We start from the raw sequence: 24942 nt of genomic DNA, 5'->3' as shown, positions 1-24942 counted from the left end.
GTAATAAAGCTTGGTTCTTTTATTATATGTTAATCCTTAACCATTTAATCGATCCAATATATTTTTTTGGTTAGTTTTCTGATAAAAGATAATATGAGACATAAAAATACCAAATCTCATCTATAAAGCTAATTTTCTTCTGCAATTTTTTTTCCATAAATTTCACCTTATAATTTTGCATTAGCAATAGCTAGTCCTGCAATTATAAGGCAAAATTTCTAGAATAAAACTTATTGAATATAATCATCCTTATAAATGAGACTTGGTATATACCAAATCTCATCTATAAAGCTAATTTTCTTCTGCAATTTTTTTTCCATAAATTTCACCTTATAATTTTACATTAGCAATAGCTAGTCCTGCAATTCTAAGGCAAAATTTCTAGAATAAAACTTATTGAATATAATCATCCTTATAAATGAGACTTGGTATAAGTGCATTTACTTGGGTAATTTAGAGGATGTAAGATGAATATTATTTTATTTGGTGTGGAACGAGATGAGTTTAACATGCTTAAATTTAATTATATAATTAATAACATTACTTTAAACCTTTTCTTATTTCTGAAATTATGTTATAATATTATGAAATTAAGAGATGGATATGCGGAAAAAAAGTAAAAAAATAGTTAAACAAACTTCAAAAAAAGAGAGGGTAGCTTTAGCTACACAAAGTGCTGTTTATAAAGAAAAAATTCTCTTAATAATGGATAATATGTTAGCAGGTACTGCAGCAGAAGATGTAGATTTGACAGAAATATCCAGAGAATCACTAGACTCTGTAATTTGTCCAGATGGTGAATATCAAGGTTATAATCTATTGGCACTAGCTGTTAGATTAGGATGTGAGAATATAGTGTCTAAATTATTAGCTAAAAATGTGAATCTTGATGCTACAGTTACAAAAGGTAAAGAACTTCATACATCTGCATTAATGCTTGCAATTATTTATGACAAAGTAAAAACAGCAAAATTGCTAGTTGAGGCAGGAGCGAACATAAATCTAGTTAGTAATTTAGGGGAAACAGCTTTATCTTTAACAGTAGAATTTTTTCCACAAGAGTTGCAAAAAGCTAAAGTGGTTGATGATTTAGCAAAATTATTAATTTTAAAAGGTGCTAACGTTAACTTCAAAAACAAGCATGATGTACCTTTAATTTATGCAGCTGCTAATATAGGTTGTGCCAATATTTGTGAAATGTTAATAGCGAAGGGTGCAAATATTGATGATTTATATAATGACGCAACACCACTTCTGACAGCAGTGCATAGCAACAGAAAAGAGGCAGTAATCACACTTTTAGCATATGGTGCTGATGTAAATTATATGAGCGCTAAATATGACAGCTCTTTTGACAGTTTATTGGATAAAAAAGACATTTCTTTATTATTTCTAAGTGCAATTAATGGATTATCACATGAATTTGTAAAAGCTGGATTAAAGGAATTAGATCATCATCAAAAACAAGAGAAATATGTAAAAATTTTAAAATGTTTGTTTTACAACACAAAACAAGGGCTACTTAAAGATAATTTCAATTCTTTAATCATGAAATTTGATAAAGAGCTGCGTGTTAAGTTATTTTTTTCTATGGCATCTGTATTAGAAGCTGAAATTGTGAGTATTGATGATAAAATAGAATTAAACATGTTTAGTATCTTAGCTAATTTATACAATAAATGCTTTGATGTTTTAAGAGGGGGGAAGGAATTGATGGAGATGCAAAAACATGATTCTAAAGAAGATGATTTGCAAGATGGCTTTGTAAAACTTATACAACAAATAAAACCAAGCATAATATTTAATCAAGAAGATATTCATACAAATTTAGCTAAAGTTTTACAAATAAAAAGAGCCATTGGGGCAAAGAAAACTGGCCTTGAAGATGTAAATGAAGAATATATTCTCAATGAAAAACATGCTGGGACAGCGTTAATAATGGCTATAGATAGTGAGACTGCGGACTCTACTGAAAATGTAGCTTATGTTTTAGATTGTGGAGCAGCTATTGATCAATATTTAACCAAAGGTAAATATGCTGGTTTTACTCCACTAGTTTATGCCATGGTACAGGGTAAATATAATGTAGCAAAATATCTAATAACAAAAGGTGCAGATTTAAACAGCTCCATAAAATCAAAGATTTTTGTGCCATATAACCCGATTATACTTGCATTTAAGTTAGGTTGTTATGATGTAGTTGATGCATTGATTACTAAAGATAAATTTTTGCTGGAAGCAGAGTTAGCATCAGGAAAGACTGTATTTAATGGTCTCGCAAATATATTTGATGACGAGGATAAAATTTCTTATTTGGTGAATTATAATTTTTCTACACATGAAGTTGCTGAAGAAAAACATCTCAATGATAGATCAGTACAAATGATTTTAGCCATTAAAACATTTGATATTGAGCGTGTTAAAGAGCTGATAATGAGAAATCCAAGAATTTTTAATTATACGGTAAAAGTCGGTTTATATAAAGGTAAAACTCCTCTTCAATATGCTACTGAGCTTTTTGAAGATAAAGACTTTGTGGATGTCGCTGGCATAGCTTATGCAACACAAGCTGATGTAAAAAGCTTTGAAATTATTTATGATTTATTATTTCAAAAAGTTAGTTACAAAGGTCTAATTGAAGTTAATAATAAAACTATAGCTAAGTTAATCAAAAAATTTAATATAGATATTTTAGAGCGGCATGACTTTAAGGGTAAAGATCGTAGTTTTTGTGATTTAGTGATAGAATTAGGTAATTTAGAATTATTTGATCGTTTGCTGCCTTTTCTTAAAGAGCATAAAGATATTGTGCTCGCAAATGAACATTTAAAAGAAGAATCCCCCTTTAAAGCAGCAGCAGAAAAATTTTTTGAGGTCAAGCAATCAACAAATCTGACCAACAAAACTTTAGCAGTAGAAGAAAAACCACAAGAAGGAGCAGCAAAAGTGGAAGAAAAAAAACAACAACAAGCGGAAAAAGAACAACAAGCACTTATGCAAAAAAGGCAAAAGGAGCAAGAATATAAATTGCAAAATAAATTGAATGCTGCTGTTAGGAGGCAAAAATATGAAAGTCAAAAAGATCAAGCTGAGAATTTAAAAAATCAATATCAATTAAACGCAGCAATAATAGAGTTAGAGAGTCTATTATCTCAACAGTTATACAAAAAACCAGACCGAAAAAGGGTAGATGCTTTGATGGAGAAAATAACAAAAATAAAAGAAAAACTATTTTTAAAAACACCAGATGAATTAAGATTAAGGACAATAACTAATATTTACCAAGGGCTAGGAAAAGGTGTTATTAAAGGTAAAAAACTACAAACAACCTCTAGTGGCAAATTACCAGCTGTATTAAATTCTCAGGATCGCACAGAAAAGTCTGCAACAGAAAAGGTTAGTCCTGAAATATCAGGGGGTGGTAAAGCAGCTTCTATTGGTAAAACAGGAGTAGGTATAAGCTTACCAGAAACAAAAGTTAGGAGAGGTGCAGCAGATTCTGTTGATAACATAGATTTTATTATAGCAACTCTTACAGGCTATATTAAAGAAGATGATGAGAAAGATGATAAATTAGGTGAAATAGCTATATATTTTTTGCAAGGTGATGGCTTAAAAAAACTTCTAGAAAAGGGTAGCGGTTCACTAGTTATAAATTTATTAAATAAGTTAGAGCAAGAAAAGGATTGTGATTTGAAGACTCAAATATTAGAGAATTTGGCTAAACAAAAAAATAGCTTAATGCAAGAGCCAGCTTATGAAAATAATTGTTTTTGGGCTTTTTTATCTTCTAACATCTCTGATGTAGAGCGCCATTTTGATCACAAATTAGTGAAGAGAATACAACAACATATAGCTGCAGAGCATCAAAGAGAGGTTGCTTGCTTAAATGATTCTTTAGCTGTACTGGCAACGTCTTTAGCAACAGATGAAAATGCTTTTCATAAAAAAGGTTTGGGTGAAAGTGGCATTATGGTTAAGACATCTATAGTAGATGAGTATGGCAATAGAAAAGAAGAAGGATTGTTAAATAAAGGGCAATTAGAAAGCTTTAAGCAAGCTTTAGAGCTAATAGCACCTTCTGGAGCAGCAGAAGAAGATAATAGCAAAATCTTACCTTTATTTGCTGTATCCAGAAAGTTGTTCTTGTTTGATCATGCAACTAGAAATAACATAGTTGGTATATATAAAATGGAAGGTTTGCTAGGGGCTGAAGTAGAATTAGCTGAGCCACAAAAATGGCAAGCAGCAAGAATAGCGGCCAATAAAATATGGCATGGTGATGGAACAAATGGCTTAGATAAGGATGGGCAAAATGTTGCAAAACTAGAGAAAGCCAAAGTTTGGTTGCAAGAAAACCAAGCAATATTGTGTGATTTTGTAACTACACTTGCAACATTTATGGCTTCACCCAAAACATGTATATTACCTAATAGGTCAGGCTCATCATCACCAGATATGATGCCTAGATGTACAGCTCTTCCTGAATTAACACCATCAAATGTAGCAAGTGAAGATAGTTTTGCCTCACGAGTTCGCGCATCCGGAGATATAAAGCCTAGATGTACAGCTCTTTCTGAATTAACCTTAAATAGAGTAAGTGAAGTTAGTTTTGCCTCACGCATTCACACATCTGATTTAAATCCAAATGCACCAAAGTTTGTTTCATTGAGATAAAATTCAGCTAACGAAATATATTAGATGCTGGAGATAATTATTGATTAGTTTTAAAAAGTTACAAAATAAGGTGATTGTCTAAATTGCTTTATGATATGTTCTATTGTTTTAGCACTCAAAGAGAATAGTATAATTATATTATTAATTATAGCTTTGTTAATATTAGTTATAAATTTAATTCTACACATTTAATAAGAATATAAACTTCGAATTAAAGCTATTTTTCCTATCTTTCAATGTATTAAAGCTGGTTTAAGCCTATTTGACTGCGTTTCAATAAAATGTTACAATAGGCTTATAAAAGAGATAGAGATGACTAGAAATACCAATGATGAATATACTTCACATGATGCAAATTATAAAGGATATGAATTAAATTTAATTATTCCAAAGCATGGATTTACCTTACCTATGGATAGGGGCCAATTAGCAATATTAGTTTTTTATAAATATCAGGGTAACATAAAATGTTGTCCATGGGTTTCATTTTCAACAGATAGTGATGACAGAAGATTTTTGCCTATTTTAGGTGAAGAATTTTGGCATAATGAACAACAGCGAGAAGAATATGAGATAATTCATGGTTTTTTAGATCCTGCAACTGTAAGATTGCAGCCTATATCTGATAGTGAGGATTTATTCGAAGAGGATTATTTAATAGGAGATATACAAGATCTGGAGTTGTTAAAACTTCAAGATGATATTCAAAGCAAATTAGCAAGCCAAGACTTTATTAATGTAGATTTTGTAAGTAAAAATTTAAATAATCTGATAAACGTACAATTACAGAGATTTGTAAAATTTTTATCAGAAGAGGAGCGGGGTAATTTTGAAGGATGGCTTAGTACACAAATAGAAGCTTTAGACCAGCTATATAAAAGAAATGTTACTCCTATGCAGGGCGTCATAGCTATGCAATCAGCGCAAGTTGGCCCAGACCCTGTTTCTGCTCCAATTAATATTCTAAAGCAAACACAAAGTAATTCTACGGTTAAAGCCTCATCTGAAACGTCAAGAGAGAATACAAATATTGAATTAACAGCAGGAAATTTATCACATGCTACGGCAGCAGGAAGAGATAATAAAATGCAAAAATTTAAAGAAGATCAAGCTAGAGTCTTAAGGGATGGTAAGCCTAATTATGCTAAAGCAACTAAATCATCTAATGCACGAAATGAAGCTATAAGAATTAAGCGTATGGATGTGGAGCATAAATTTAGTTCAGAATCTGAATCACATAGAATAGAGGGGGGTGGAGCTCAGCCTAATTATGCTAAATCAACCCAATCATCAAGAAAAAGAGAGGAAAGCAGAAGAGAGGAGAACTCAGCTAAAGGAGATAAATCAAGGTGATAATTTAAATTTTTTATAAAGATTTACTAATTTTAAATGTAAAATTAAACGATATTTTGCGATGTAAATAATTTGTCTTTCATTAGAGAATTTAAGTGTCTCATTACAATAATAAACTACCATATTTGCAAAATTATTGAGAAATTTGTGTGGGAAATCTAACTTAGTTAATTTGTCTAACTCATCTTGTAATCTTTTTTTGAGTAAGTTTATAGCTTCTTTTTGGCGTTTTATGGCAGGGTATTTAGCTAAATCTTTTTGTAATTCTTGGTCAATAAAAGGATGGTTGTTATAATTATATTTGGGCAATGAGTTTATAATTCTAGCAATTTTTAATAAATAACAAATTTGTGTTAAATGCTCAGCTTGTTTTTTGTTAAGCTCTAAGTTGAGAGCGTTACAACTAATTATAAGTATATGTGTAAAATAATTATCCACATATTTTCTGATTTCAGTAGAATCTTTAAATTTGACATTGTGTAAGTCAAATTCTCTTGCTTTAATTAATTTTTTTAGATCAGATTTTTTAATTTTATATTTATGAATAACTTCTTCTAAAAGTAAAATGGTAGGCTGTTTAATTAAAGGTGTTTTAGCTTCATATAGTTTCTCAATAATTTCAAACCACCAAGACAATTTAACTTCACTAATTAATTTTTCTCCTGAATTTTGATTGATTTTAGCAAGCTCTAAATTTAATTGAAATAAGGCGGAAAATAGATCAATATTGTTTTTTTTATCTAAACAACAATAAATCTCTAAATCGCTTTTTTCTAAATGTTCTAAAACTAATTTTAGGTGATTCATATGTTATTTAGCGTTATTTTCTTTTAATGCATGCTTAACTAAGCTGACATTAATATTTTTCTTCTCAGTTAAGGAAAGCTGGTTTAAATCATCTATAATTTTAGCAGCAGTCACATATGAATTATTGGCGTTACTACTAATTAAATCAGTAACTTCTGCCGAAATACTTAATTGTAAATCAGAAAATTTCTTAATTACCATTGCTTTGATATCTCTGTCAGTTGGCGCGGCAAGGTCAAAGCTGGTGGCGGCAGTAACTCTACTAGATAGGTCGGGTGTTTTAAACGGAATCTTATGAGCTGGCACAGAGCTGGTGAGCAACATATGCTTATTTTCACTTTTAATATGCTCAAATATTTTGATAAAAGTCTGATCAAAAGATTCAAAATTATGCTTATCTAAATTACGCATTAAATATTTGCGTGTGAAATATTTATCAAAATCGTCAAAAACAAAATTATTATTTTTATTTAAGATGCGATCTAGCTTATGTTCATTGATTTTAAAAAGGTCAAGGTTAACGGCATTATTGTTATTTTGCCAAAAACTCGCAAAAAAACTTTTTCCGGTTCCACCAGCGCCATTAATCACAGTAATGTTACTTAGCCATTTAGAGCATTCTAAAGAGTATAAATAAGCATTTTGATTTGCAGAGGTCAAAATAAAATCTTCAATTTTATTTCTACGACTTTCTGGAAAATTAAAGAATAATTGCTTGAATATTCTAAGAGGCATAATTTTTTGCCATTTTTTTATTGTCTTAAACCTTATAATATATTAAATAATATAGTTGAATTTTAAAGAATAAATTTTGCTTTCCCTAAAAAAACTTATAAATAATCATATTTTAAACATAAGGTGGAATAACATCCTAAAATACGAGCTATTTGCAACTATAATTTTAGTAAGTATATTGTTTTTTGGAACTTATGCAATAATATCATCTGGTAATAATGCTGGTGCGGGCAATGATTTTAGTGAGTTATCTTTGCAAAAAAACAAAGAACCCATTAAAAAAGCAATAAGCAAAGCTAAAAAAAAGCAGGATTTAGAAGAAAAAATAGCAAAAGTTAGAGTTAAGTCTGGTGATAGCTTAAGCAGTATTTTAGGTAAACTGCATGTCGAAAATTACGATTCTTATGAAATAGTAAAAGCTATTAATAAAATTTATCTTGCCTCAAAGCTTAAAGTTGGTGATTTGGTCAAAATACATTATCTTGATATAAGCTCTGACCTTAAGAATAAAAAAATACATATAAATAAAGTAGAAATAGATATCTCTGATACAAAGAGGCTAGTAATTAACAAGGCATTGCCCGGTTCATATGTAGCGGAGTTAATAGAAGTAGAGTTATTCTCAAAATTGCAAGTAAAGTCAGGTAAAATAAAAAATTCACTCTATGTAGATGCAGAGCAAGCCGGTATCCCTGCCGAAATTGTCATGGAGTTTATTAGGTTCTATAGTTTTGATTTAGATTTTCAGCGTGATATTCAAAAAGGTGATAAATTTTTAATTTTTTATGAAACATTTTATAATAGTGAAGGAGATTTTATTAAAAATGGCGATATAATTTATTGCAAATTTATAACCTCTAATCAAGAGTTTGCTAACTATAAATATACCACTACTAAAGGTAGTACTTTATATTTTAATGATAAAGGTAGCTCAGTTACTAAGGCTTTACTTAGAACTCCTATTAGTGGTGCAAGAATGTCATCTAGCTTTGGCTATCGAAAACATCCAATTTTAGGTTATAATAAATTACATACTGGTGTGGATTTTGCTGCAAGAACAGGCACGCCGATATTCGCAGCAGGAAGTGGTACTGTTGATTTTATCGGTTGGAAAGGTGGCTATGGTAAATATATCAGAATTCGCCATAATTCTAGATATAAAACAGCTTATGCACATATGTCTCGTTTTGCTAAGAGCTTAAAGAAAGGCTCTAAAGTCAAACAAAGACAAGTAATAGGTTATGTGGGTTCAACTGGAAGATCAACTGGGCCACATTTACATTATGAAGTACATCAAAATGGCAAGGCAATAAACCCACGCACCTTAAGAGCTGAATCAAAAGTAACTCTGAAAGGTAAAGAATTAGATAAATTTTTTATGCATAAAGGAAGGATAGACTTTATTTTGCAAAACGCTTTTGCAGCAGTAAAATTATAATAATTCTAGCTGTGTACTAGATTTTCTAAGACGGTCTATTTTTCGTGCCATAATAAAGTCGTTTTTATGCAGACCTCTCAAAGCATGGCTATATAGGATAATTTTAACATAGCCCCAGCCAAAGCTGATATCGGGATGATGATTTTGCTCAGAAGCTATTTTAGATATTCTTAATACATATGCTAAAGCTTCGTTAAAATCGTTAAATTTGTAAGTAGTAAATAATTTGTTTTCTATATTAATAGACCAGTCAGAACTCAAGGTGGTTAGCATACTAATAGCTTCTACAGTATTTAGTGATCTTGAGTCAGGAGAGAAGGTTTCACAATGTCTCTCATCCATTTTTTACACTATTAATAATATGTTCTAACGCCAAAAAATATCCTTGATTGCCCATGCCTTTAAAAATTTCAGTGGCAACGAGAGAAATATATGAAAAATGCCGGAATTCTTCTCTTTTATTTGGATCAGATAAATGAACTTCCATAATTGGTATTTGAAATAATTTAAGTATATCATAAATAGCAATAGAGGTGTGTGTGTATGCTGCAGCGTTTATAATAATAGCGCAGTATTTTTTACTTAAGTAAGCCTCCTGTAAGATATCGATAATTTTACTCTCCGAATTAGATTGGTAAGAGAAAATTTCAAAGCCTTTTTTCTCGGCCATTAATTTTAAATCTAGATTTATTTTTTCCAGGCTGTCACGCCCATAAATTTCGGGTTCTCTTTTGCCTAGTAAATTTAAGTTTGGGCCGTTAATTACTAAGATATTATGCATTATTTATAATATTTGAAAATTGAGATAGGAATAATACTAAGATAAATAAAGCCTAGAATAGGCAGCGTTAGCCATGGCTTGATAATTAGCAAAACAATAAAAATGGTGCAAAGAAATAGTGTGGGTAATAGAAACCTATTATTAATCTGTAGATGCTTTACTGATATAGTGGGAGTTAGGCTAGCCATCATGAAAGCAATAAAAAGCAGGTAGAGTGCCAAAAATATTGGTTGCTCTTGAAAAAAGAATATTTTTAATTCAAAAGAAAGCATAATAGGAACTATAGCAAGCCCAGCGGCACATGGAGCGGGAATGCCAATAAAATAATTTTTGCTTTTTTCATTGTCAGTATCAATAGCTAATTCTGAGTTAAAACGAGCAAGCCTAAAGGCACTGCAAATTGTAAAGGTAAGAGCTATAGCCCAGCCAAAGCCTTTAAGGGGGAAATTATTTAAACCCCATGAATATAAAATAAGAGCAGGTGCCACACCAAAATTTATAAAATCGGCAAGTGAGTCAAGCTCAGCTCCAAATTTAGAGCTAGCATTTAGCATTCTTGCTAATCTACCATCCATGCCATCTAAAAAAGCAGATGCTACTAACAAACCTACAGCCAATTCCCATCTCTCGTCTAAACCATAGCGAATAGCGCTCATGCCAAAACAAAGACTAATTACCGTAACTAAATTTGGAAAAATATAGATTAAAGGTAACTTTTTATTATTCATTATTTTTTAGGGGCCGGTTTTTTCTTTAATTTTGCTAAAATAGTTTCACCACCAATCATAGTTTGACCTTTACTTACATTGATTTCTGCATTTTTAGGCAGGTAAACATCCATTCTTGAACCAAATCTTATTATGCCAAATTCATCACCAGCATTAACGGTTTGGTTTTCGTTGAGGTAGCACACAATTCTACGGGCTATTAATCCGGCAATTTGCACGAAAATAATTTCATCACCTTGCTCAGTCTTAACTACGCATGTTTGTCGTTCATTTTTTTCGCTAGCCTTATCATGAGCTGCATTTAAAAATGCGCCTTTACGATAATGTAAAGCTGTAACGGTTCCACTTACTGGATTTCTATTCACATGCACATTAAAAACACTTAAGAAAATACTAATTCTTTTATAGCTATTTTTTTGCTCACCAAGCTCTTCAGGAGCATGCGCTTCTTCTATTCTATCAATGGTTCCATCAGCAGGGCTTATAACTAAGTTTGAACCATTTGGTGCAATTCTATTTGGATTTCTAAAAAAGCAGACAATAAAAATTGTAATTAAGATAAAAAACCAAGCTATAGTGGATGATACAGCACCTACTAATAAAGAAAATGCTAGAGCGCAAATAATAAAAATATATCCTTCTTGATGAATTGGTGGTAATGAGTCTTTGATTTTCATGTTATTTGTAAAGCGTTAGTAATAAAATATATGTTAATCCCAAAGCGTCAAGTAAATAGGATATAGTATGTAAATACAAAATATTAGTTAAAATACCATTGTGCTTTATAATAAATAAAATATACATAATTTATAAGTAAACATAGTTTTTAGGTGTAGTTTGATGAAACATTCTAATCATAGAATAACAGTAGCATATGGTGATGGTATAGGTCCTGAAATAATGGATTCTGCTGTAAAAATCTTGCAAAGTGCCGAGGTTAATTTGGCAATAGATGTAATATCAGTTGGTGAAGAGCAATATAGAAGAAATTTTGATTCAGGTATTCCACCTAGTGCATTTGATACTATTAAAAATAACAAAATATTATTAAAAGCACCAATTACCACGCCACAAGGCAAAGGTTATAAAAGTTTAAATGTTACCTTAAGAAAGACATTGGGATTATATGCAAATATCAGACCCGTAATTGCTTATGACCCTTATGTGAAATGTAATTTCCCAAAAATGAATCTAGTAATAATTAGGGAAAATGAAGAAGATCTATACTCGGGTATAGAATATCGCCTTACGGATGAAAATTATGAAGCATTAAAATTAATTTCACGCACTGGCTCAGAAAAAATTGCAAAATTTGCCTTTGATTATGCATTAAAAAATAAGCGTAAAAAAGTTACTTGTTTTATTAAAGATAATATCATGAAGCTTACAGATGGTGCTTTTCATACTGCTTATAAAGAAGTTGCTAAAAACTATCCAGAGCTAGAAAATGGACAGATGATTATAGATATAGCAACCGCAAAACTTGCAGCTAATCCAGATTTATTTGATGTAATAGTAACGGAAAATTTATATGGTGATATTATTTCTGATGTAGCCGCTGAAATATCTGGCTCAGTTGGTTTATGTGGTTCTGCAAATATAGGTGATAAATATGCTATGTTTGAAGCAATACATGGTTCTGCTCCAGATATTGCGGGGCAAAATATTGCTAATCCTACAGGTTTAATTAATGCAACAATAATGCTCTTAAATCATATTGGACATTATGAAAAAGCTGGTTTGATCCAGAATGCGTTGAATTTTACGATAGAGCAAGGTATGCATACTGCAGATTTATATGCTGATAACCATAGTAACGCAAAATTAGGCACTAAAGAATTTACAGCTGAAATTATTAAAAATTTGGGTAGTAAACCAGAAAATTTAGCTGCAGCAAAAACAAGATATGCAAAGCAAGAGAAAAGCAAAGATATTGACCTTACAAATTATTCATTAATCACTAAAAAAAGACAATTAGTTGGGGTTGATGTTTATTTAGATTTTAAGCGAAAAGATTTTGTTGGTTTTAGCGGGAAGCTAAATGAATTAACTTCTACTTTGCAACTAAATTTGCAAATGATTTCTCATAAAGGTTTAAAGATTTGGCCAGAATTTAGCTATGAGCATGAATTATCAGACATGCTAGTATGTAGATTTTTAGCTAAAGGGGAAGTGAAAGAAACCGAGCACCAAGAAATTATATCTTTACTAGATTTGTTAAATAAGCAGGGCTTCACTTTTGTAAAAACAGAGAACTTATATTTATATGATGATAAATTAGGGTTTTCTATTTAGTGAAATTATTAAATTATTAATTCACATTCTAGAATTTTCTTATAACATGAATATAAATAATAAGAAAAATGTCAAAGCAGCATATTGAGCAAGAACATAATATAGACATAAATAGCTCAATTGAAGATGGCACTTATTATACAAAGGCAATGGATTGGTACTTTTTTAAGTTTTGCAGACCAATTTCAGATAGAGTATATGCTTTTATCATTATGCTTTTGTATTTAATCGCTGTTTATATGCTTTATACACAGATAAAATCATGGTTTCCACTCACTGTTAATCGTCCTATCGTACTGGTTAACAAAGATGCGCAATTTAAGCAAGTAGTGGTAAAAATGGATAATCCATATAAAAATGCCGATTTAGCCCTGCTAACCTTTTTGTTAAAAAATTATGTTAATATTCGAGAGGAATATATAGAAGGTAGCTTGGACTTGTTAAAAATAGATAACCGGCTTAGAAAAGTTACCAATAATTCCACAAGAGAAATTGCTAAAGAGTTTCAAGGAAGCTTTGATGCAAGCGACGCTAAAAACCCAATAAAAAGATTAGGCAAAGCTGGCAGTAGAAAAATTAATATTCTGTCAGTTGATTTAGATATTAAAGAGCAAACTCTTTTTGAAAAAATAACACGCATAAACAAAATAATCGAGTTGCCCCGATCCGCAGTAATTCGCTATGAGGCAAAGGAATTATCTTCTAGAAGAGAAAAAGAAGAGGTCTGGGAGGCAGAAATTTCTTTTAATTATGCAGGAGTTATAATAAACAAAGAGAGCAAAGAAATGATTTTGACAGATTTTACGGTAACAAATTATAAAAATAAAAAAATTAGATAAATGAAAATAATTATTCAATTAGCCATTTTTATTGCTTTTTTAACCAATGTGGTAGCTGGAGATTTAGATAAGCACAAAGCGGTTATATATCCTGAGCCTTTGGCACATAATGACAAAATAGCAACGTTCGTTTATAAGCCAGATTACATATATAAATATATGGGCACTTATGAATATCAATCACACATAAAGTTAGAGCAAGGTGAAAAAGCTTCTACAATAGCTATGGGCAACAGTAGTGGCTGGGAAATAGTGCATAATGGGAATAGAATTTTTCTGCGACCATTAAATAAATATGCTAAAACAAATATGACCTTAATTACTAATAAAAGAATGTATCAATTTTTATTGGATGCAAAAAATGTGGATTCTATGGATGACCCAGCTGTGTTTTTTGAAACACGCTTTGTTTATCCAGATGATATATCATCTGGTTTTAAGGTTTTGAATATTCAGGCTGATACAGAAATAGATTTTTCTGATCCTAGTAAATATAATTTTAATTATAGTTATAATGGCCCTGAAAAAATAGCACCAGTGAAGATTTTTGATGATGGTCAATTCACATATTTTGAATTCCCAGAAAGAAATGCAGAAATACCCGCTATTTTTTATGTTGATTCAGACGGTTATGAGGGTCTTGTAAATTACAGAGTACAAGGAAATTATATAGTTGTTGAAAGATTATCAGATGTATTCACGCTAAGGCATGGTACTGATACCATTTGTGTATTTAATGATCTGACTGCTAAAGAGAAATAGTAGAGTTTTGTATAAAGCCTAGTTTGTATAATATGGCTTTATTTGTTTTATCCTTCTCTTTATATTTTTCTTATTTTGTCTAGCTAAAAGCTGGTCACCCTTTTGTTGTTTTTTTTCAGAGAAAAAGTGTTAATTCTGCCCTATGGCAAAAAATAGGATAGAAAGTAAGGGGCTGGCTTAAAGATTAAGCTCCAGAAACTCTTTTATTTTATATAACAGCGCAGCTAGAGATAAATATGTTAAAGTTTCAATGATGCCTTTTTTTCAGAATGTTAATCAAGTTTATCAGTGTTTTGCTCTTATTACATATTAGAACTTCTGCAAATAAAGGCTTTTTGGCTCTTTAGTTAGCATGTTGCTTTAAATAAGAATTAATGTTACTATAAAGAAAACAAAAGCATATATATATGAGAGAAGATTCGAAAGGGAGAATTGCAAAAAAGTTAGAATTGCATATGAACGCACAGATATTTGGTCAATATAAAGGTAGAATAATTGGCATCCCAATTGAAAGAGCTATTACTCATTTAAAAGAGTTTCAAACCAAAGGTAAAAATCACTATGCTTGGTATGCTTTTCCTATGTCAGAATTGGAGACTTTTGATCTATCTTTCAATACAAAAGAGTTTAGTTTAGATGAAGAATGCGCTGCTGCCTATTTTAAGGATGATTCTCCAACATTAGATAATTGGTTAGAGATGATGCTTACTCTTGAGTCGTTAATGAACGATTTAGCATTAGATGATATTTTAGGAAGTGATCATGTTAAAGCTATTAGCTCTTTTTGTTTAGCGTTCTCAACATTTGCAAGTGCAAAGGAGCAGGGAGATTATACTAAATTAAGCTCTTTTTTCGTTAAGGTGCCACATTTAGTGAGGGCATCAGGAATTGAGCTAGAATTACCCCGTAGTAAATCTGAAAAAGTCTTTAAAGCTGCTGATGATTATGCGGCGGCTCTAAGTGTAAGTGAAGATGATTATGCGGCTGCTCTAAGTGTAAGTGAAGATGATTATGCGGCTGATCTTAGTTTGAGTAAAGCAGAATATATCGAGCCTGGCATAGAATATGATGCGGATAAAGTAAATATATATTGTAGTAAAGTAGTATATGAAAATAAACGAGACTCTCTTATTTTGTCTCCCATATTTTCAGAGCAAAGAGTCAAGCAATTTCAAGATGTAGTAGCAGCAGATTTAGATGATCCTTATGCTGGGGCCGGATTCAGTATGGAAGCTAGCTTAAACAATGCAATTGCTAATCTTGAAAAAAGTGAATCTGGTACTAAGCTATTAGTTCCAATTAGAGTTGGTAAGGGCGATTATGGTGGTCATTATAATTTAGCAATTTTACAAAATAATGAGGACAAAACTATAAAATGTAAGCTGTATGACCCATTTTATGGCATAATTAATGAAGATAAAATATATGAGACTATGCCTCATTTTTACCGTATAATTTCTAGTAATAATGTTGCAATTGATACAGATAGGAGAGGGTATCAAGCATTGCAAAAGAAAGGCACTTATGATTGTGGTCCAATTATATGTGCTTTGGTAGAAAATATTGCCAAAAATGCACTGTATGATGCAGTTGATTTTACTGCTACATCTGATTTAGCTGAATATGTGGATGGCAGAGATGTTTTACGAGGCATGCAAGAATCTCTAATTGTTTCTGCCCAAGAAGAAGCTGAGATGTTAAATGCAAAATTAATAGAATACATAAACGGGAAAAGAGATGAGGGGAGAAATATAGTAGATGAAATGAATATTAAAAATGAATCTGGTACAATTTTGGTGAATGGCAAGGTACTAAGAGATTCAGATTATAGTGTTTTGCAAGAATTAAAAGAAATTGTGAAGGTAGCAGAGGAGATGTCTGCAGGGCAAGATAGAGCTTCATCAGCTGACACTCTAAGAGTAGGCGAAGCAAGGGTAGCACCACCATTACCACCACGCCGAGCAAAGCCATCCATAAGAAGAGAATCGGCAGAATTGTCTGCAGGGCAAGGGAGAGCTTCATCAGCTGACACGCTAGGAGTAGGCGAAGCAAGGGTAACACCACCATTACTACCAGATGAATCAAAGTCATATGATTTAGCTGAGCAGATAACAGACCTAACATTAGTAATGCACGCCTTGATAGAAGAGCGAGTACAAGCGCGCTCTAATAAGGGAAAAAAAGAAAATTGTAGACGGCCTATTTATATTAGCAGAGATATAAGTAAAACTAAAAAGGTTCTAGAAGAGGCATTAGAAACTTTCAAACAAGAAGATTGGTTGGATGAAAAATCAGGAAAGCTGGTTGAGCGTGCTGAAAATGTCATAACAGCAAGCATTACACACAGAGGTCTAGCCAAGTAAATTAAGCTTATATATTTTATCAGCATTATAGAGTATCGGTAAAAACTATTTTTATTCCATATTCTAAAGATCTGAGATCAAGAACCATTAATCTTTTGACCAAGGATAAAAAAACGCAAAAATAAGTAGCTGCTATTTTTTCTATCACACAAGCCATGGTATCTAAGGGGCTTAAAGATTTTAATGAACAAGGTCATTGTGACTTTAAGGGGTTGTAATAAGAATAAAGATCAGACAAAATAAAGGATCTTATGAAGTGGTAACCTTTATTACAGTTAAAGAAATAGCTAGAAAATTAGCTTTAGATGTTACAGCCGTAAAGATACTCAACTATATTAAAAGACTTGGTTTAAGTTTAAAAAACTCAAGGCTTTATCGAGAAAGAGACAAAAATATGAGCATGATTTTTTAAGAAGAAGTTGGTAAATTACTAAGGAGAAGTCTCAATCATTCTGATGAATCTGGTTTTGATTTAAATGTTAGCAATGAGTATGGCTGCTCTAAAATAGGAGAGAGATTAATGGTTTCAAGATCCAGAGAAAAAAGCAAAAGATTGAATGTCCTTGTGGCTAGAGATAATAATCATAATTTACTATTATCAAAAATATATGATTGCACAGTTAATAAAGAATATTTAAAAACTACCTCTGCCCAAATATTCCAACAGGATCAATCATCATGACTCAAAAGCAGAGTTAGCTGGCAACTCTATTGAGGCAATTAAAAATACTTCTAATCAATTCAATATCAAGATAATGTATTTACCGACATATTCACCAGACCTGAACCCGATTGAGAAGAAATGAGCTCAGATTAAATATAGGTAGAGGATAGAAGGGCAGATTTGAGGATAAAAGAGAGCTTTTGGAGATGTTATTAAATAAGGAAGAATATATAAGCATAATTTAAATGGCGATAAATCATATTCTATTTAACATTAAAAGTTTTAAGTTAGGATGGTAATACTTAATATATTGCTGATATGAAAGATTATCCAAATAGAGAAGATTCAAAATCTCCACATACACCTATTGGCTCTCCTCCTGCTCTTGAAATTAGTTTGGAAGAAAGATTCTATCAAAATATAGATATTATTCAATTAGGAGCTATGTCCCAAAATAGAAAAGAGTTATTATGGCGTTTAGCATGCTCAGTAACAGAGCGCGAATTTAACCCAAAAGATAAGAGTGAGTTATTACGTAAGATTATTAAAGATGTTAAATTGGATAATTTAACAGAATTAAGCTTAGCGATAAAATTAGAAAGATTTTTAGTTAAGCAGTTAAATATATCCTTCGAAGAAAAAAACATAGGACGCTAGCAAGAGCGTCTTTTTCTTTACATGTATTTAGTAATGGTTATAATCGCTTAGCAAAATAATTAAAATTCATGATATAATGGCACATAAAGAAATAATCGTACCTCAATTAGGAGAGTCAGTTAGTGAAGCAACAATTGCAACATGGCATAAATCGGCTGGAGAAGCTGTAGTTACAGACGAGTTGTTAGTAGAGTTAGAAACAGATAAAGTTACTTTAGAAGTTAATGCGCCAGCAAGTGGCAAATTAGCAGAAATTAAAGTGGGAGAGGGTGAAACTGTTGAGGTTGGCAGTTTAATTGGTTTGATCGAAGAGGGTGCAGAAGCAGATGCAACATCTAAAAATAATGATGGTGATAATGGGCAAGCATCTATAGCAGATGCAGCCAGCGTTAATCAGCATCTATCACCAGCGCCAAGAAAAATAGCAGCGGATAATAATATAGATACTAGCAATATATCAGGCTCTGGTAAGGGTGGTCGTATCACTAAAGGAGATGTGCTCAATGTAGCAAATAATGCTACTTCTACGGAAGTGAAGACTGTTACAGAAAAGCCCGTTGAAAGAGTCAGGATGTCTAAGTTAAGGCAAAAAATAGCAGAGCGTCTTAAAGAGTCACAAAATACGGCAGCTATTTTATCTACTTTTAATGAAGTTGATATGACCGAAATTATAGCTTTGCGTAAAGAATATAAAGATAATTTTCTAGATAGGCATGGAGTAAAATTAGGCTTTATGTCCTTATTTGTAAAAGCTTGTATTGAAGCCTTAAAATCCGTTCCTGCGGTGAATGCTGAAATTGATGGAACAGATGTAATCTATAAAAATTTCTATGATATAGGAGTGGCTGTAGGTACTCCGCAAGGTCTAGTTGTACCAGTGCTTAGAAACGCAGATAAATTATCAATTGCAGGTATAGAGCAGGGAATATTAGATTTAGCAATTAAAGCAAGAGACGGCAAATTAACAGTTGCTGACCTAACTGGTGGTACTTTCACTATATCAAATGGAGGTGTGTATGGTTCATTATTATCCACGCCAATAATTAATCCTCCACAATCAGGAATTTTGGGCATGCACAAAATGCAGGAGCGTCCAATGGTAGTAAATGGTGAAATAAAAATTAGACAAATGATGTATTTAGCGCTGTCATATGATCACAGAATTATTGATGGTAAGGAAGCAGTAACATTCTTAGTTAAAGTAAAAGAAGCTATTGAAGACCCAAGAAGATTGTTACTTGGTGTATAATATAAATTAGAGGAATAAAATGAGCAAAGAATTTGATTTAGTAGTAATTGGTGGTGGCCCTGGTGGTTATGTAGCAGCAATTAGAGCGGCACAATTAGGTATGAAGGTTGCTTGTGTAGAAAAACGCAAGACTTTGGGAGGTACTTGTTTAAATGTTGGTTGTATACCATCAAAAGCATTGTTAGAATTTTCACATCATTACCAAGAAGCTAATGAGCATTTTGCTGATTATGGTATAGAGATTTCTAAGCCGAAGGTAAATTTAGCGAAAATGATGGCGCAAAAAGAAGAGGTGGTTAAAGGTTTAACCGGCGGAATTGCGATGTTATTTAAAAAAAATAAAGTAGAGCATATTAATGCTTTGGGTACAGTTTTAAGCTCAAGTGAAGTAGCTCTTCACTATGATAAGGGCAAGGCGGATAAAATAGCTGCTAAGAAAATTTTAATAGCAACTGGCTCTAAAGTTGTTGAAATTAACGGAATTGAAATAGACGAAAAAAGAATTGTATCTTCTACAGGCGCTTTGTCACTTAGTGAAATTCCTAAAAAAATGATATTAATTGGTGGCGGTATAATAGGGCTTGAATTAGGTTCAGTTTGGTCAAGATTAGGCGCTGAAGTTGAAGTGATTGAATATATGGATGCAATTTGCCCTTCTATGGACAAAGATCTTTCCAAAGCATTTCAAAAGACCTTAGCTAAGCAAGGATTGAAATTTAAATTAAAAACAAAAGTAGTTAGTGCCAAAACTAAAGGAAATAAAGTAGAAGTAGTTATTGAAGCAAGAGATGGTGGTAAAAAAGAAACTTTAACTTCTGATGTGGTTTTAGTGGCAGTAGGAAGAAAGCCAAATACAGAAAGTCTGGGTATTGCAGAAATAGGAGTTAAAACTGACGATAAAGGTTGTATAGAAGTTAATCACAAATTTGAAACATCAGTAGCAAATATCTATGCTATTGGCGATGTGATTAAGGGGCCTATGCTAGCTCACAAAGCAGAAGAGGAAGGTGTTGTTTGTGCCGAAATGATGGCTGGGCAATCAGGCCACATAGATTATAATTTAGTGCCCTCTGTTGTTTATACTTATCCAGAAGTCGCTTGGGTTGGCAAAACCGAAGCTGAGCTTAAAGCTGGTAAAGTAGCATATAATGTGGGAAAATTTACTATGATGGCAAATTCTAGAGCTAGGGCTACTATGTCTAGTGAAGGTTTTGTAAAAATTTTAGCCTGTAAAGAAACAGATAAGGTATTAGGTTGTCATATTATTTCTCGAGAAGCTGGAAATTTAGTACATGAAGCTGCCATAGCCATGGAATTTGGCGGAAGTGCCGAGGATATAGCTAGAACATGCCACGCACACCCAACTTTAAATGAGGCTCTTAAAGAGGCTGCTTTAGCTGTAGATAAAAGAGCGATTCATAGTTAGGTTTAAGTTACTAGAGTTCATTACTTTTTAGGAAAGCAGGTATAGTCATTTGTTTACAAGAGTGCTGTAAATATCTAATAAGTTACATAATAAACCCATCAGAATATATGCAAATAAGTTGTTATATGTTCTGTAGCGGTAGCGGGCAGTCGCAAAGAGTATTATTAAAGAAACATGCAAAGAATTATATGCTCTAAGCTAATATTTTATAGAGTTTTGTTCGGTGCTAGAGAGTAGCGTAATGATGAGCTGTCTTTTATGTTGTATAAGTACTTTAAACAAGTCTCTTTTTAATAAATTAATTATTTCCTGTTTAACAAGCTAGAGCTAAATTATTTATAACGCGAATTACTATTGTAAAGTTGCTTTTTAGCTAGTTTTTTATATGCTGTTGCAGCTAGTAATTTTAGGTATAAAAATGATTCCAAGATATTCAAGAAAAGAAATGACCCAAATATGGGAGCCAGAAAACAAGTATAAAATTTGGTTTGAAATAGAAGCGCATGCTTGTGATGCTTTAGCAAAATTGGGGGTGATACCAGAAGAGGCCGCAAAAGAGATTTGGGAAAAAGGAAATTTCGATGTAGATAAGATTGATGAGATAGAAAAAGTTACCAAACATGATGTGATTGCTTTTTTAACTAATCTTGCAGAATATATAGGGCCTAACTCTCGCTTTGTGCACCAAGGAATGACCTCTTCAGATGTTCTAGATACATGTCTTTCAGTGCAGTTAAATCAGGCTGCAGATCTTTTGATCAAAGATTTGGAAGAGTTGTTGCAAGTTCTAGAAGCAAAAGCTAAAGAACATAAATACACAGTTTGCATGGGAAGAAGTCATGGTATTCATGCAGAACCAATTACTTTTGGTTTGAAAATAGCAAGTTTCTATGCAGAGTTTGCAAGAAATCTTGATAGATTGAAATTAGCAAAAAAAGATGTGGCTACTTGTGCAATTAGTGGTGCAGTTGGGACATTTGCCAACATAGATCCTTTTGTACAGGAATATGTGGCAGAAAAGTTAGATCTTACTTCAGAGCCAATTTCTACACAAGTAATTCCTAGAGATCGACACGCAAATTTTTTCGCAACATTAGGTGTGGTTGCATCTTCTATAGAGAGGTTATCTGTAGAAGTAAGGCATTTGCAAAGAACAGAGATGCTAGAAGCTGAAGAGTTCTTTTCTAAAGGTCAAAAGGGTAGTTCTGCTATGCCACATAAGAGAAATCCAATATTAAGTGAAAATCTAACGGGTTTAGCAAGAATAGTTAGGGGTTATGTAGTACCCGCAATGGAAAATGTTGCTTTATGGCACGAACGAGATATTTCTCATTCTTCAGTAGAAAGAATGATAGGACCAGATGCTACCGTAACATTAGATTTTGCTCTGGTTAGATTAACTAAAATGATGAAAGAGCTAGTAGTTTATCCAGAGAATATGGAAAAAAACTTAAATTTACTTAATGGCCTGATATTTTCGCAAAGAGTGTTACTAGAGCTAACTCAAGCTGGTATTTCGCGAGAGGATGCATACAGCATTGTACAAAGAAATGCGATGAAAGTATGGCAAGAAAGAAAAGATTTTAAGCAATTATTACAACAAGATAGTGAAGTAACAGAAAAAATTTCTGAGAGTAAAATAGAAGAGTTATTTGACCTTGATTATCATACTAAAAATATTGATAAAATATTTGCTAATGTTTTTAACCAAAATTAATTGCCAGAATAGATGTTTAATTCTTTAACAAAAAATATTTCTAAATCTTTTGATAATTTTCGTAATAAGCGTGTAATTAGAGCTGAAGATATAGAAGAGACTATTAAAAATATTCGTATGTCGCTGTTAGAGGCGGATGTAAATATTGAAGTAGTGAAAGAATTTTGCCAGAATATATCTAGCAAAGCAATTGGGGCTGAAGTAGTAAAATCAGTTAATCCAGCTGATCAATTTGTTAAAATTGTACAAGATGAGATTACCGCAATTTTATCTTCTGGTAATAATGAGATTGATTTGTCGGCAAAACAAGCTGTAATAATGATGGTAGGCTTGCAAGGTTCAGGAAAAACGACCTCTGCTGCTAAATTAGCTAAATATTTAACTGATAAGAAAAAGCAAAAAATATTAGTAGCATCAACAGATATATATCGTCCGGCGGCAAGAGAGCAGCTTGAAATTATGGCGCAAAAAGCAGGAGTTGATTCTCTTGAAATTATTGCTAAGGAAAAGCCAGAGAAAATATTAAAAAGAGCTTTAAAACATCAGAAAAAATATGATTATGATGTACTAATTATAGATACAGCAGGCCGCTTATCTATAGATAAGGAATTAATAAAAGAGTTAAAAACATTAAAGAAAATATGTAATCCTGTAGAGACAATCTTAGTTGCAGATTCATTAACTGGTCAAGACGCAGTAAACACGGCGCAAAATTTTAATGACGAAGTAGCTTTAACCGCAATAGCCTTAACTAGAGTGGATGGTGATCAAAGAGGTGGTGCGGCGCTTTCAATGAAATATTCCGTAAATGCACCAATCAAATTTATTGGAGTTGGAGAGCGAATAGAAGATTTTGAATTGTTCCAAGCGGACAGAGTTGCTTCGCGTATATTAGATATGGGAGATATAGTGTCTTTAGTTGAAAAGGCGCAGGAAGTTATTGCGGAAGAAGATATTAAAGATGTCGAACATAAATTCAAGCAAGGCACATTGGATTTGAATGATTTGTTAAAACAAATCAGGAATATGAAAAAAATGGGTGGTTTTAATAGTGTATTAAGCCTTATACCTGGCGCTGGTAAAATTAAAGAAGCTATGTCTAATGCCAACTTAGATGATAAAGAAATAGTAAGGCAAGAAGCGATTATTTTATCCATGACAATGCATGAAAGGCAAAATCCTGACAAGCTAAATACTTCAAGGAAAAGAAGAATAGCATCAGGTTCTGGTACTTCTGTTCAATTGGTAAATAGGTTGTTAAAGAAGTTTAAGGAAATGCAAAAAATGATGAAAAAAATGAGAGGCATGAACCCAAACGACCTAATGGGCATGATGAATCAATAGCTGTCAAATCAGGTAATATTTGCATGATTGCTAGACCGTGATATTGAGGCAATAGTGGTTGTAAGCTAATTTAAAGTTTTTACGAAAGCTTTAGTCGCAATCTATTTTTAAGCCAGAGTTTTTCTTTACAGAATTAGTCACCATAACGGTGCTGGTTTGTATTATTCCATCAATATTAGCGATCTCTCTTTTAAGAATGCTAGATAATTCATTAATGTCTTTGGTGCGAATTTTTACTAAATAAGAGTCCTCACCTAAAATCTCATGTATTTCTTCAATATTGGCAATTTTGGCTAACTTATTTCCTATATCATCAGTCCAATTTGCACTTCCAGTTTTAACCGTGATAAAAGCTAGTAGTTCTAGATTTATTGATTTTGGATTTATTATTGCCTGATAACCCTCAATGATAGAACCTTCTTTTGGATTTTCCAACTTTCTTAAGCGTTCTAAGCTTGCTGATGGTGCCATTTTAAGTTCTTTGGCTATATCTGCGTTTGTTGTGCGCGCGTTATTTTGTAATATTTTTAGTATTTTTTTATCTGTATTATCCATATTACTAATTTTAGATGTAGCCGTAAGCAAGTTTTTAGTTAAGCCAAGAGCTAAACTTATATTTAAGCAGGAACGCTTATGCTTTTATATGGTACTGGTTTTCCATTATTATCAAAGATAATGTCGCCATTTTCATATTGAGCAGCTATAACAGTGCCAAATTCACAACTTATTAATTTAACAGGAATTACAACTTTGTTGTTATATTTCTTTTGTATTGCAGCTTTTCTTGCATTGGGATTATTTTTAGAGACGCCCATTTTTAACCATAAAAATTTTGAATATTATTAATTAGATTAATTCCAGCTATTTGTCAAGAAATCACTTATCTAAGTTGAACTTATGATCATTGTGAAATTCTGCTTTTGAAGTTAGATCATGGTCAAACTCGTAGCGAAGGCAAGTGCCTATGGGTTTTGCGTAAATATGCAGAGTAATTAAATTAGTTTTTCCTGTATTTTCGACTTGGTGAATGCCAACTTCATCATCTATGTAAACATAGTTAGTGGCTGATAAAGTCGATTGATTGATTAATTTTATATTTTTAAAATT

The 24942-nt window shown here is 32.2% G+C and carries 23 protein-coding genes; 14 read left to right on the top strand and 9 right to left on the bottom strand.

What is annotated here, in order from left to right; all coding sequences use genetic code 11:
* Positions 1 to 597 precede the first annotated feature (597 nt).
* Positions 598 to 4677 carry a hypothetical protein gene (locus HOH73_04795; protein MBT5828173.1) on the top strand — a complete coding sequence of 1360 codons (4080 nt, stop codon included), beginning with the start codon at positions 598 to 600 and terminating at the stop codon, positions 4675 to 4677.
* 312 nt (positions 4678 to 4989) lie between these two features.
* Positions 4990 to 6030, top strand: coding sequence for a hypothetical protein (locus tag HOH73_04790; GenBank protein ID MBT5828172.1), 1041 nt, complete (start codon positions 4990 to 4992; stop codon positions 6028 to 6030).
* Here HOH73_04790 and HOH73_04785 read toward each other — a convergent pair.
* Together HOH73_04785 and HOH73_04780 are read right to left on the bottom strand one after the other, a co-directional pair.
* Complete coding sequence (locus tag HOH73_04785) at positions 6022 to 6837, bottom strand: squalene/phytoene synthase family protein (GenBank protein ID MBT5828171.1); 816 nt, start codon at positions 6835 to 6837, stop codon at positions 6022 to 6024. The two genes, HOH73_04790 and HOH73_04785, sit on opposite strands and share 9 nt — an antisense overlap.
* A 3-nt stretch (positions 6838 to 6840) precedes the next feature.
* On the bottom strand, positions 6841 to 7572 hold the full coding sequence (locus HOH73_04780; protein ID MBT5828170.1) for a hypothetical protein: 732 nt from the start codon (positions 7570 to 7572) through the stop codon (positions 6841 to 6843).
* A 76-nt stretch (positions 7573 to 7648) separates the two neighbouring features.
* Here HOH73_04780 and HOH73_04775 point away from each other — a divergent pair, with 76 nt between their 5' ends.
* On the top strand, positions 7649 to 9010 hold the full coding sequence (locus HOH73_04775; protein ID MBT5828169.1) for a M23 family metallopeptidase: 1362 nt from the start codon (positions 7649 to 7651) through the stop codon (positions 9008 to 9010).
* Here the strand turns inward: HOH73_04775 and HOH73_04770 are convergent.
* Genes HOH73_04770 through HOH73_04755 form a run of 4 tightly spaced genes read right to left on the bottom strand, consistent with a single transcriptional unit; the run spans position 9005 to position 11196 of the window.
* The gene (locus tag HOH73_04770; GenBank protein MBT5828168.1) at positions 9005 to 9352 is read right to left on the bottom strand and encodes a hypothetical protein; all 348 of its coding nucleotides are present in this window, start codon (positions 9350 to 9352) and stop codon (positions 9005 to 9007) included. The genes HOH73_04775 and HOH73_04770 overlap by 6 nt on opposite strands.
* Positions 9345 to 9791, bottom strand: coding sequence for a 3-dehydroquinate dehydratase (locus HOH73_04765; GenBank protein MBT5828167.1), 447 nt, complete (start codon positions 9789 to 9791; stop codon positions 9345 to 9347). Before HOH73_04765 ends, HOH73_04770 begins: the two co-directional genes overlap by 8 nt.
* Positions 9791 to 10519 carry a CDP-diacylglycerol--serine O-phosphatidyltransferase gene (gene pssA / locus HOH73_04760; protein ID MBT5828166.1) on the bottom strand — a complete coding sequence of 243 codons (729 nt, stop codon included), beginning with the start codon at positions 10517 to 10519 and terminating at the stop codon, positions 9791 to 9793. Before pssA ends, HOH73_04765 begins: the two co-directional genes overlap by 1 nt.
* Positions 10519 to 11196: a phosphatidylserine decarboxylase gene (locus tag HOH73_04755; protein MBT5828165.1), complete on the bottom strand. Its 678-nt coding sequence runs from the start codon at positions 11194 to 11196 to the stop codon at positions 10519 to 10521. The genes pssA and HOH73_04755 overlap by 1 nt, the downstream gene beginning before the upstream one ends.
* Before the next feature lie 163 nt (positions 11197 to 11359).
* On the opposite strand from HOH73_04755, the gene HOH73_04750 reads away from it, so the two are divergent.
* The 11 genes from HOH73_04750 (at position 11360) to ffh (ending at position 23835) form a co-directional block, all read left to right on the top strand.
* Positions 11360 to 12814 carry an NADP-dependent isocitrate dehydrogenase gene (locus HOH73_04750; protein ID MBT5828164.1) on the top strand — a complete coding sequence of 485 codons (1455 nt, stop codon included), beginning with the start codon at positions 11360 to 11362 and terminating at the stop codon, positions 12812 to 12814.
* Between the two features lie 68 nt (positions 12815 to 12882).
* Complete coding sequence (locus HOH73_04745; GenBank protein MBT5828163.1) at positions 12883 to 13653, top strand: hypothetical protein; 771 nt, start codon at positions 12883 to 12885, stop codon at positions 13651 to 13653.
* Positions 13654 to 14415: a TrbG/VirB9 family P-type conjugative transfer protein gene (locus HOH73_04740; GenBank protein MBT5828162.1), complete on the top strand. Its 762-nt coding sequence runs from the start codon at positions 13654 to 13656 to the stop codon at positions 14413 to 14415.
* Between the two features lie 407 nt (positions 14416 to 14822).
* Positions 14823 to 16778, top strand: coding sequence for a hypothetical protein (locus tag HOH73_04735; protein MBT5828161.1), 1956 nt, complete (start codon positions 14823 to 14825; stop codon positions 16776 to 16778).
* Positions 16779 to 17298: 520 nt separating this feature from the next.
* Positions 17299 to 17460, top strand: a complete 162-nt coding sequence (locus HOH73_04730) for a hypothetical protein (GenBank protein MBT5828160.1) — start codon at positions 17299 to 17301, stop codon at positions 17458 to 17460.
* Positions 17426 to 17584, top strand: a complete 159-nt coding sequence (locus HOH73_04725) for a hypothetical protein (GenBank protein ID MBT5828159.1) — start codon at positions 17426 to 17428, stop codon at positions 17582 to 17584. Before HOH73_04730 ends, HOH73_04725 begins: the two co-directional genes overlap by 35 nt.
* A gap of 176 nt (positions 17585 to 17760) precedes the next feature.
* Positions 17761 to 18099, top strand: coding sequence for a hypothetical protein (locus HOH73_04720; GenBank protein MBT5828158.1), 339 nt, complete (start codon positions 17761 to 17763; stop codon positions 18097 to 18099).
* A 76-nt stretch (positions 18100 to 18175) separates the two neighbouring features.
* Positions 18176 to 19348, top strand: a complete 1173-nt coding sequence (gene odhB, locus HOH73_04715) for a 2-oxoglutarate dehydrogenase complex dihydrolipoyllysine-residue succinyltransferase (GenBank protein ID MBT5828157.1) — start codon at positions 18176 to 18178, stop codon at positions 19346 to 19348.
* A gap of 19 nt (positions 19349 to 19367) precedes the next feature.
* The gene (lpdA, locus tag HOH73_04710) at positions 19368 to 20774 is read left to right on the top strand and encodes a dihydrolipoyl dehydrogenase (GenBank protein ID MBT5828156.1); all 1407 of its coding nucleotides are present in this window, start codon (positions 19368 to 19370) and stop codon (positions 20772 to 20774) included.
* 418 nt (positions 20775 to 21192) lie between these two features.
* Positions 21193 to 22491, top strand: coding sequence for an adenylosuccinate lyase (locus HOH73_04705; protein MBT5828155.1), 1299 nt, complete (start codon positions 21193 to 21195; stop codon positions 22489 to 22491).
* Between the two features lie 12 nt (positions 22492 to 22503).
* Positions 22504 to 23835 carry a signal recognition particle protein gene (gene ffh, locus HOH73_04700; GenBank protein MBT5828154.1) on the top strand — a complete coding sequence of 444 codons (1332 nt, stop codon included), beginning with the start codon at positions 22504 to 22506 and terminating at the stop codon, positions 23833 to 23835.
* A gap of 90 nt (positions 23836 to 23925) precedes the next feature.
* Here ffh and HOH73_04695 read toward each other — a convergent pair whose 3' ends face one another.
* The 3 genes from HOH73_04695 to HOH73_04685 form a co-directional block, all read right to left on the bottom strand.
* Entirely contained in the window at positions 23926 to 24390 is a 465-nt protein-coding gene (locus tag HOH73_04695) for an Lrp/AsnC family transcriptional regulator (protein MBT5828153.1), read from the bottom strand.
* A 62-nt stretch (positions 24391 to 24452) separates the two neighbouring features.
* Entirely contained in the window at positions 24453 to 24650 is a 198-nt protein-coding gene (locus tag HOH73_04690; protein MBT5828152.1) for a hypothetical protein, read from the bottom strand.
* A 61-nt stretch (positions 24651 to 24711) separates the two neighbouring features.
* Positions 24712 to 24942: hypothetical protein (locus tag HOH73_04685; GenBank protein MBT5828151.1), on the bottom strand; the 231-nt coding region annotated here is incomplete at its 5' end.

The organism is Alphaproteobacteria bacterium, from assembly GCA_018667735.1.
Classification (GTDB): domain Bacteria; phylum Pseudomonadota; class Alphaproteobacteria; order Rickettsiales; family JABIRX01; genus JABIRX01.
This window is presented reverse-complemented; position numbering and strand designations above follow the sequence as displayed.

Bases quoted from the DNA above. Each gene is read 5' to 3' on its own strand.
- ffh (MBT5828154.1), top strand. From the start codon at position 22,504: ATGTTTAATTCTTTAACAAAAAATATTTCTAAATCTTTTGATAATTTT.
- HOH73_04735 (MBT5828161.1), top strand. From the start codon at position 14,823: ATGAGAGAAGATTCGAAAGGGAGAATTGCAAAAAAGTTAGAATTGCAT.
- pssA (MBT5828166.1), bottom strand. From the start codon at position 10,519: ATGAATAATAAAAAGTTACCTTTAATCTATATTTTTCCAAATTTAGTT.
- HOH73_04765 (MBT5828167.1), bottom strand. From the start codon at position 9,791: ATGCATAATATCTTAGTAATTAACGGCCCAAACTTAAATTTACTAGGC.
- HOH73_04790 (MBT5828172.1), top strand. From the start codon at position 4,990: ATGACTAGAAATACCAATGATGAATATACTTCACATGATGCAAATTAT.
- HOH73_04755 (MBT5828165.1), bottom strand. From the start codon at position 11,196: ATGAAAATCAAAGACTCATTACCACCAATTCATCAAGAAGGATATATT.
- HOH73_04740 (MBT5828162.1), top strand. From the start codon at position 13,654: ATGAAAATAATTATTCAATTAGCCATTTTTATTGCTTTTTTAACCAAT.
- HOH73_04720 (MBT5828158.1), top strand. From the start codon at position 17,761: ATGAAAGATTATCCAAATAGAGAAGATTCAAAATCTCCACATACACCT.
- HOH73_04705 (MBT5828155.1), top strand. From the start codon at position 21,193: ATGATTCCAAGATATTCAAGAAAAGAAATGACCCAAATATGGGAGCCA.
- HOH73_04785 (MBT5828171.1), bottom strand. From the start codon at position 6,837: ATGAATCACCTAAAATTAGTTTTAGAACATTTAGAAAAAAGCGATTTA.
- HOH73_04780 (MBT5828170.1), bottom strand. From the start codon at position 7,572: ATGCCTCTTAGAATATTCAAGCAATTATTCTTTAATTTTCCAGAAAGT.
- HOH73_04795 (MBT5828173.1), top strand. From the start codon at position 598: ATGGATATGCGGAAAAAAAGTAAAAAAATAGTTAAACAAACTTCAAAA.
- lpdA (MBT5828156.1), top strand. From the start codon at position 19,368: ATGAGCAAAGAATTTGATTTAGTAGTAATTGGTGGTGGCCCTGGTGGT.
- HOH73_04770 (MBT5828168.1), bottom strand. From the start codon at position 9,352: ATGGATGAGAGACATTGTGAAACCTTCTCTCCTGACTCAAGATCACTA.
- HOH73_04750 (MBT5828164.1), top strand. From the start codon at position 11,360: ATGAAACATTCTAATCATAGAATAACAGTAGCATATGGTGATGGTATA.
- HOH73_04745 (MBT5828163.1), top strand. From the start codon at position 12,883: ATGTCAAAGCAGCATATTGAGCAAGAACATAATATAGACATAAATAGC.
- HOH73_04690 (MBT5828152.1), bottom strand. From the start codon at position 24,650: ATGGGCGTCTCTAAAAATAATCCCAATGCAAGAAAAGCTGCAATACAA.
- HOH73_04730 (MBT5828160.1), top strand. From the start codon at position 17,299: ATGGTTTCAAGATCCAGAGAAAAAAGCAAAAGATTGAATGTCCTTGTG.
- HOH73_04695 (MBT5828153.1), bottom strand. From the start codon at position 24,390: ATGGATAATACAGATAAAAAAATACTAAAAATATTACAAAATAACGCG.
- odhB (MBT5828157.1), top strand. From the start codon at position 18,176: ATGGCACATAAAGAAATAATCGTACCTCAATTAGGAGAGTCAGTTAGT.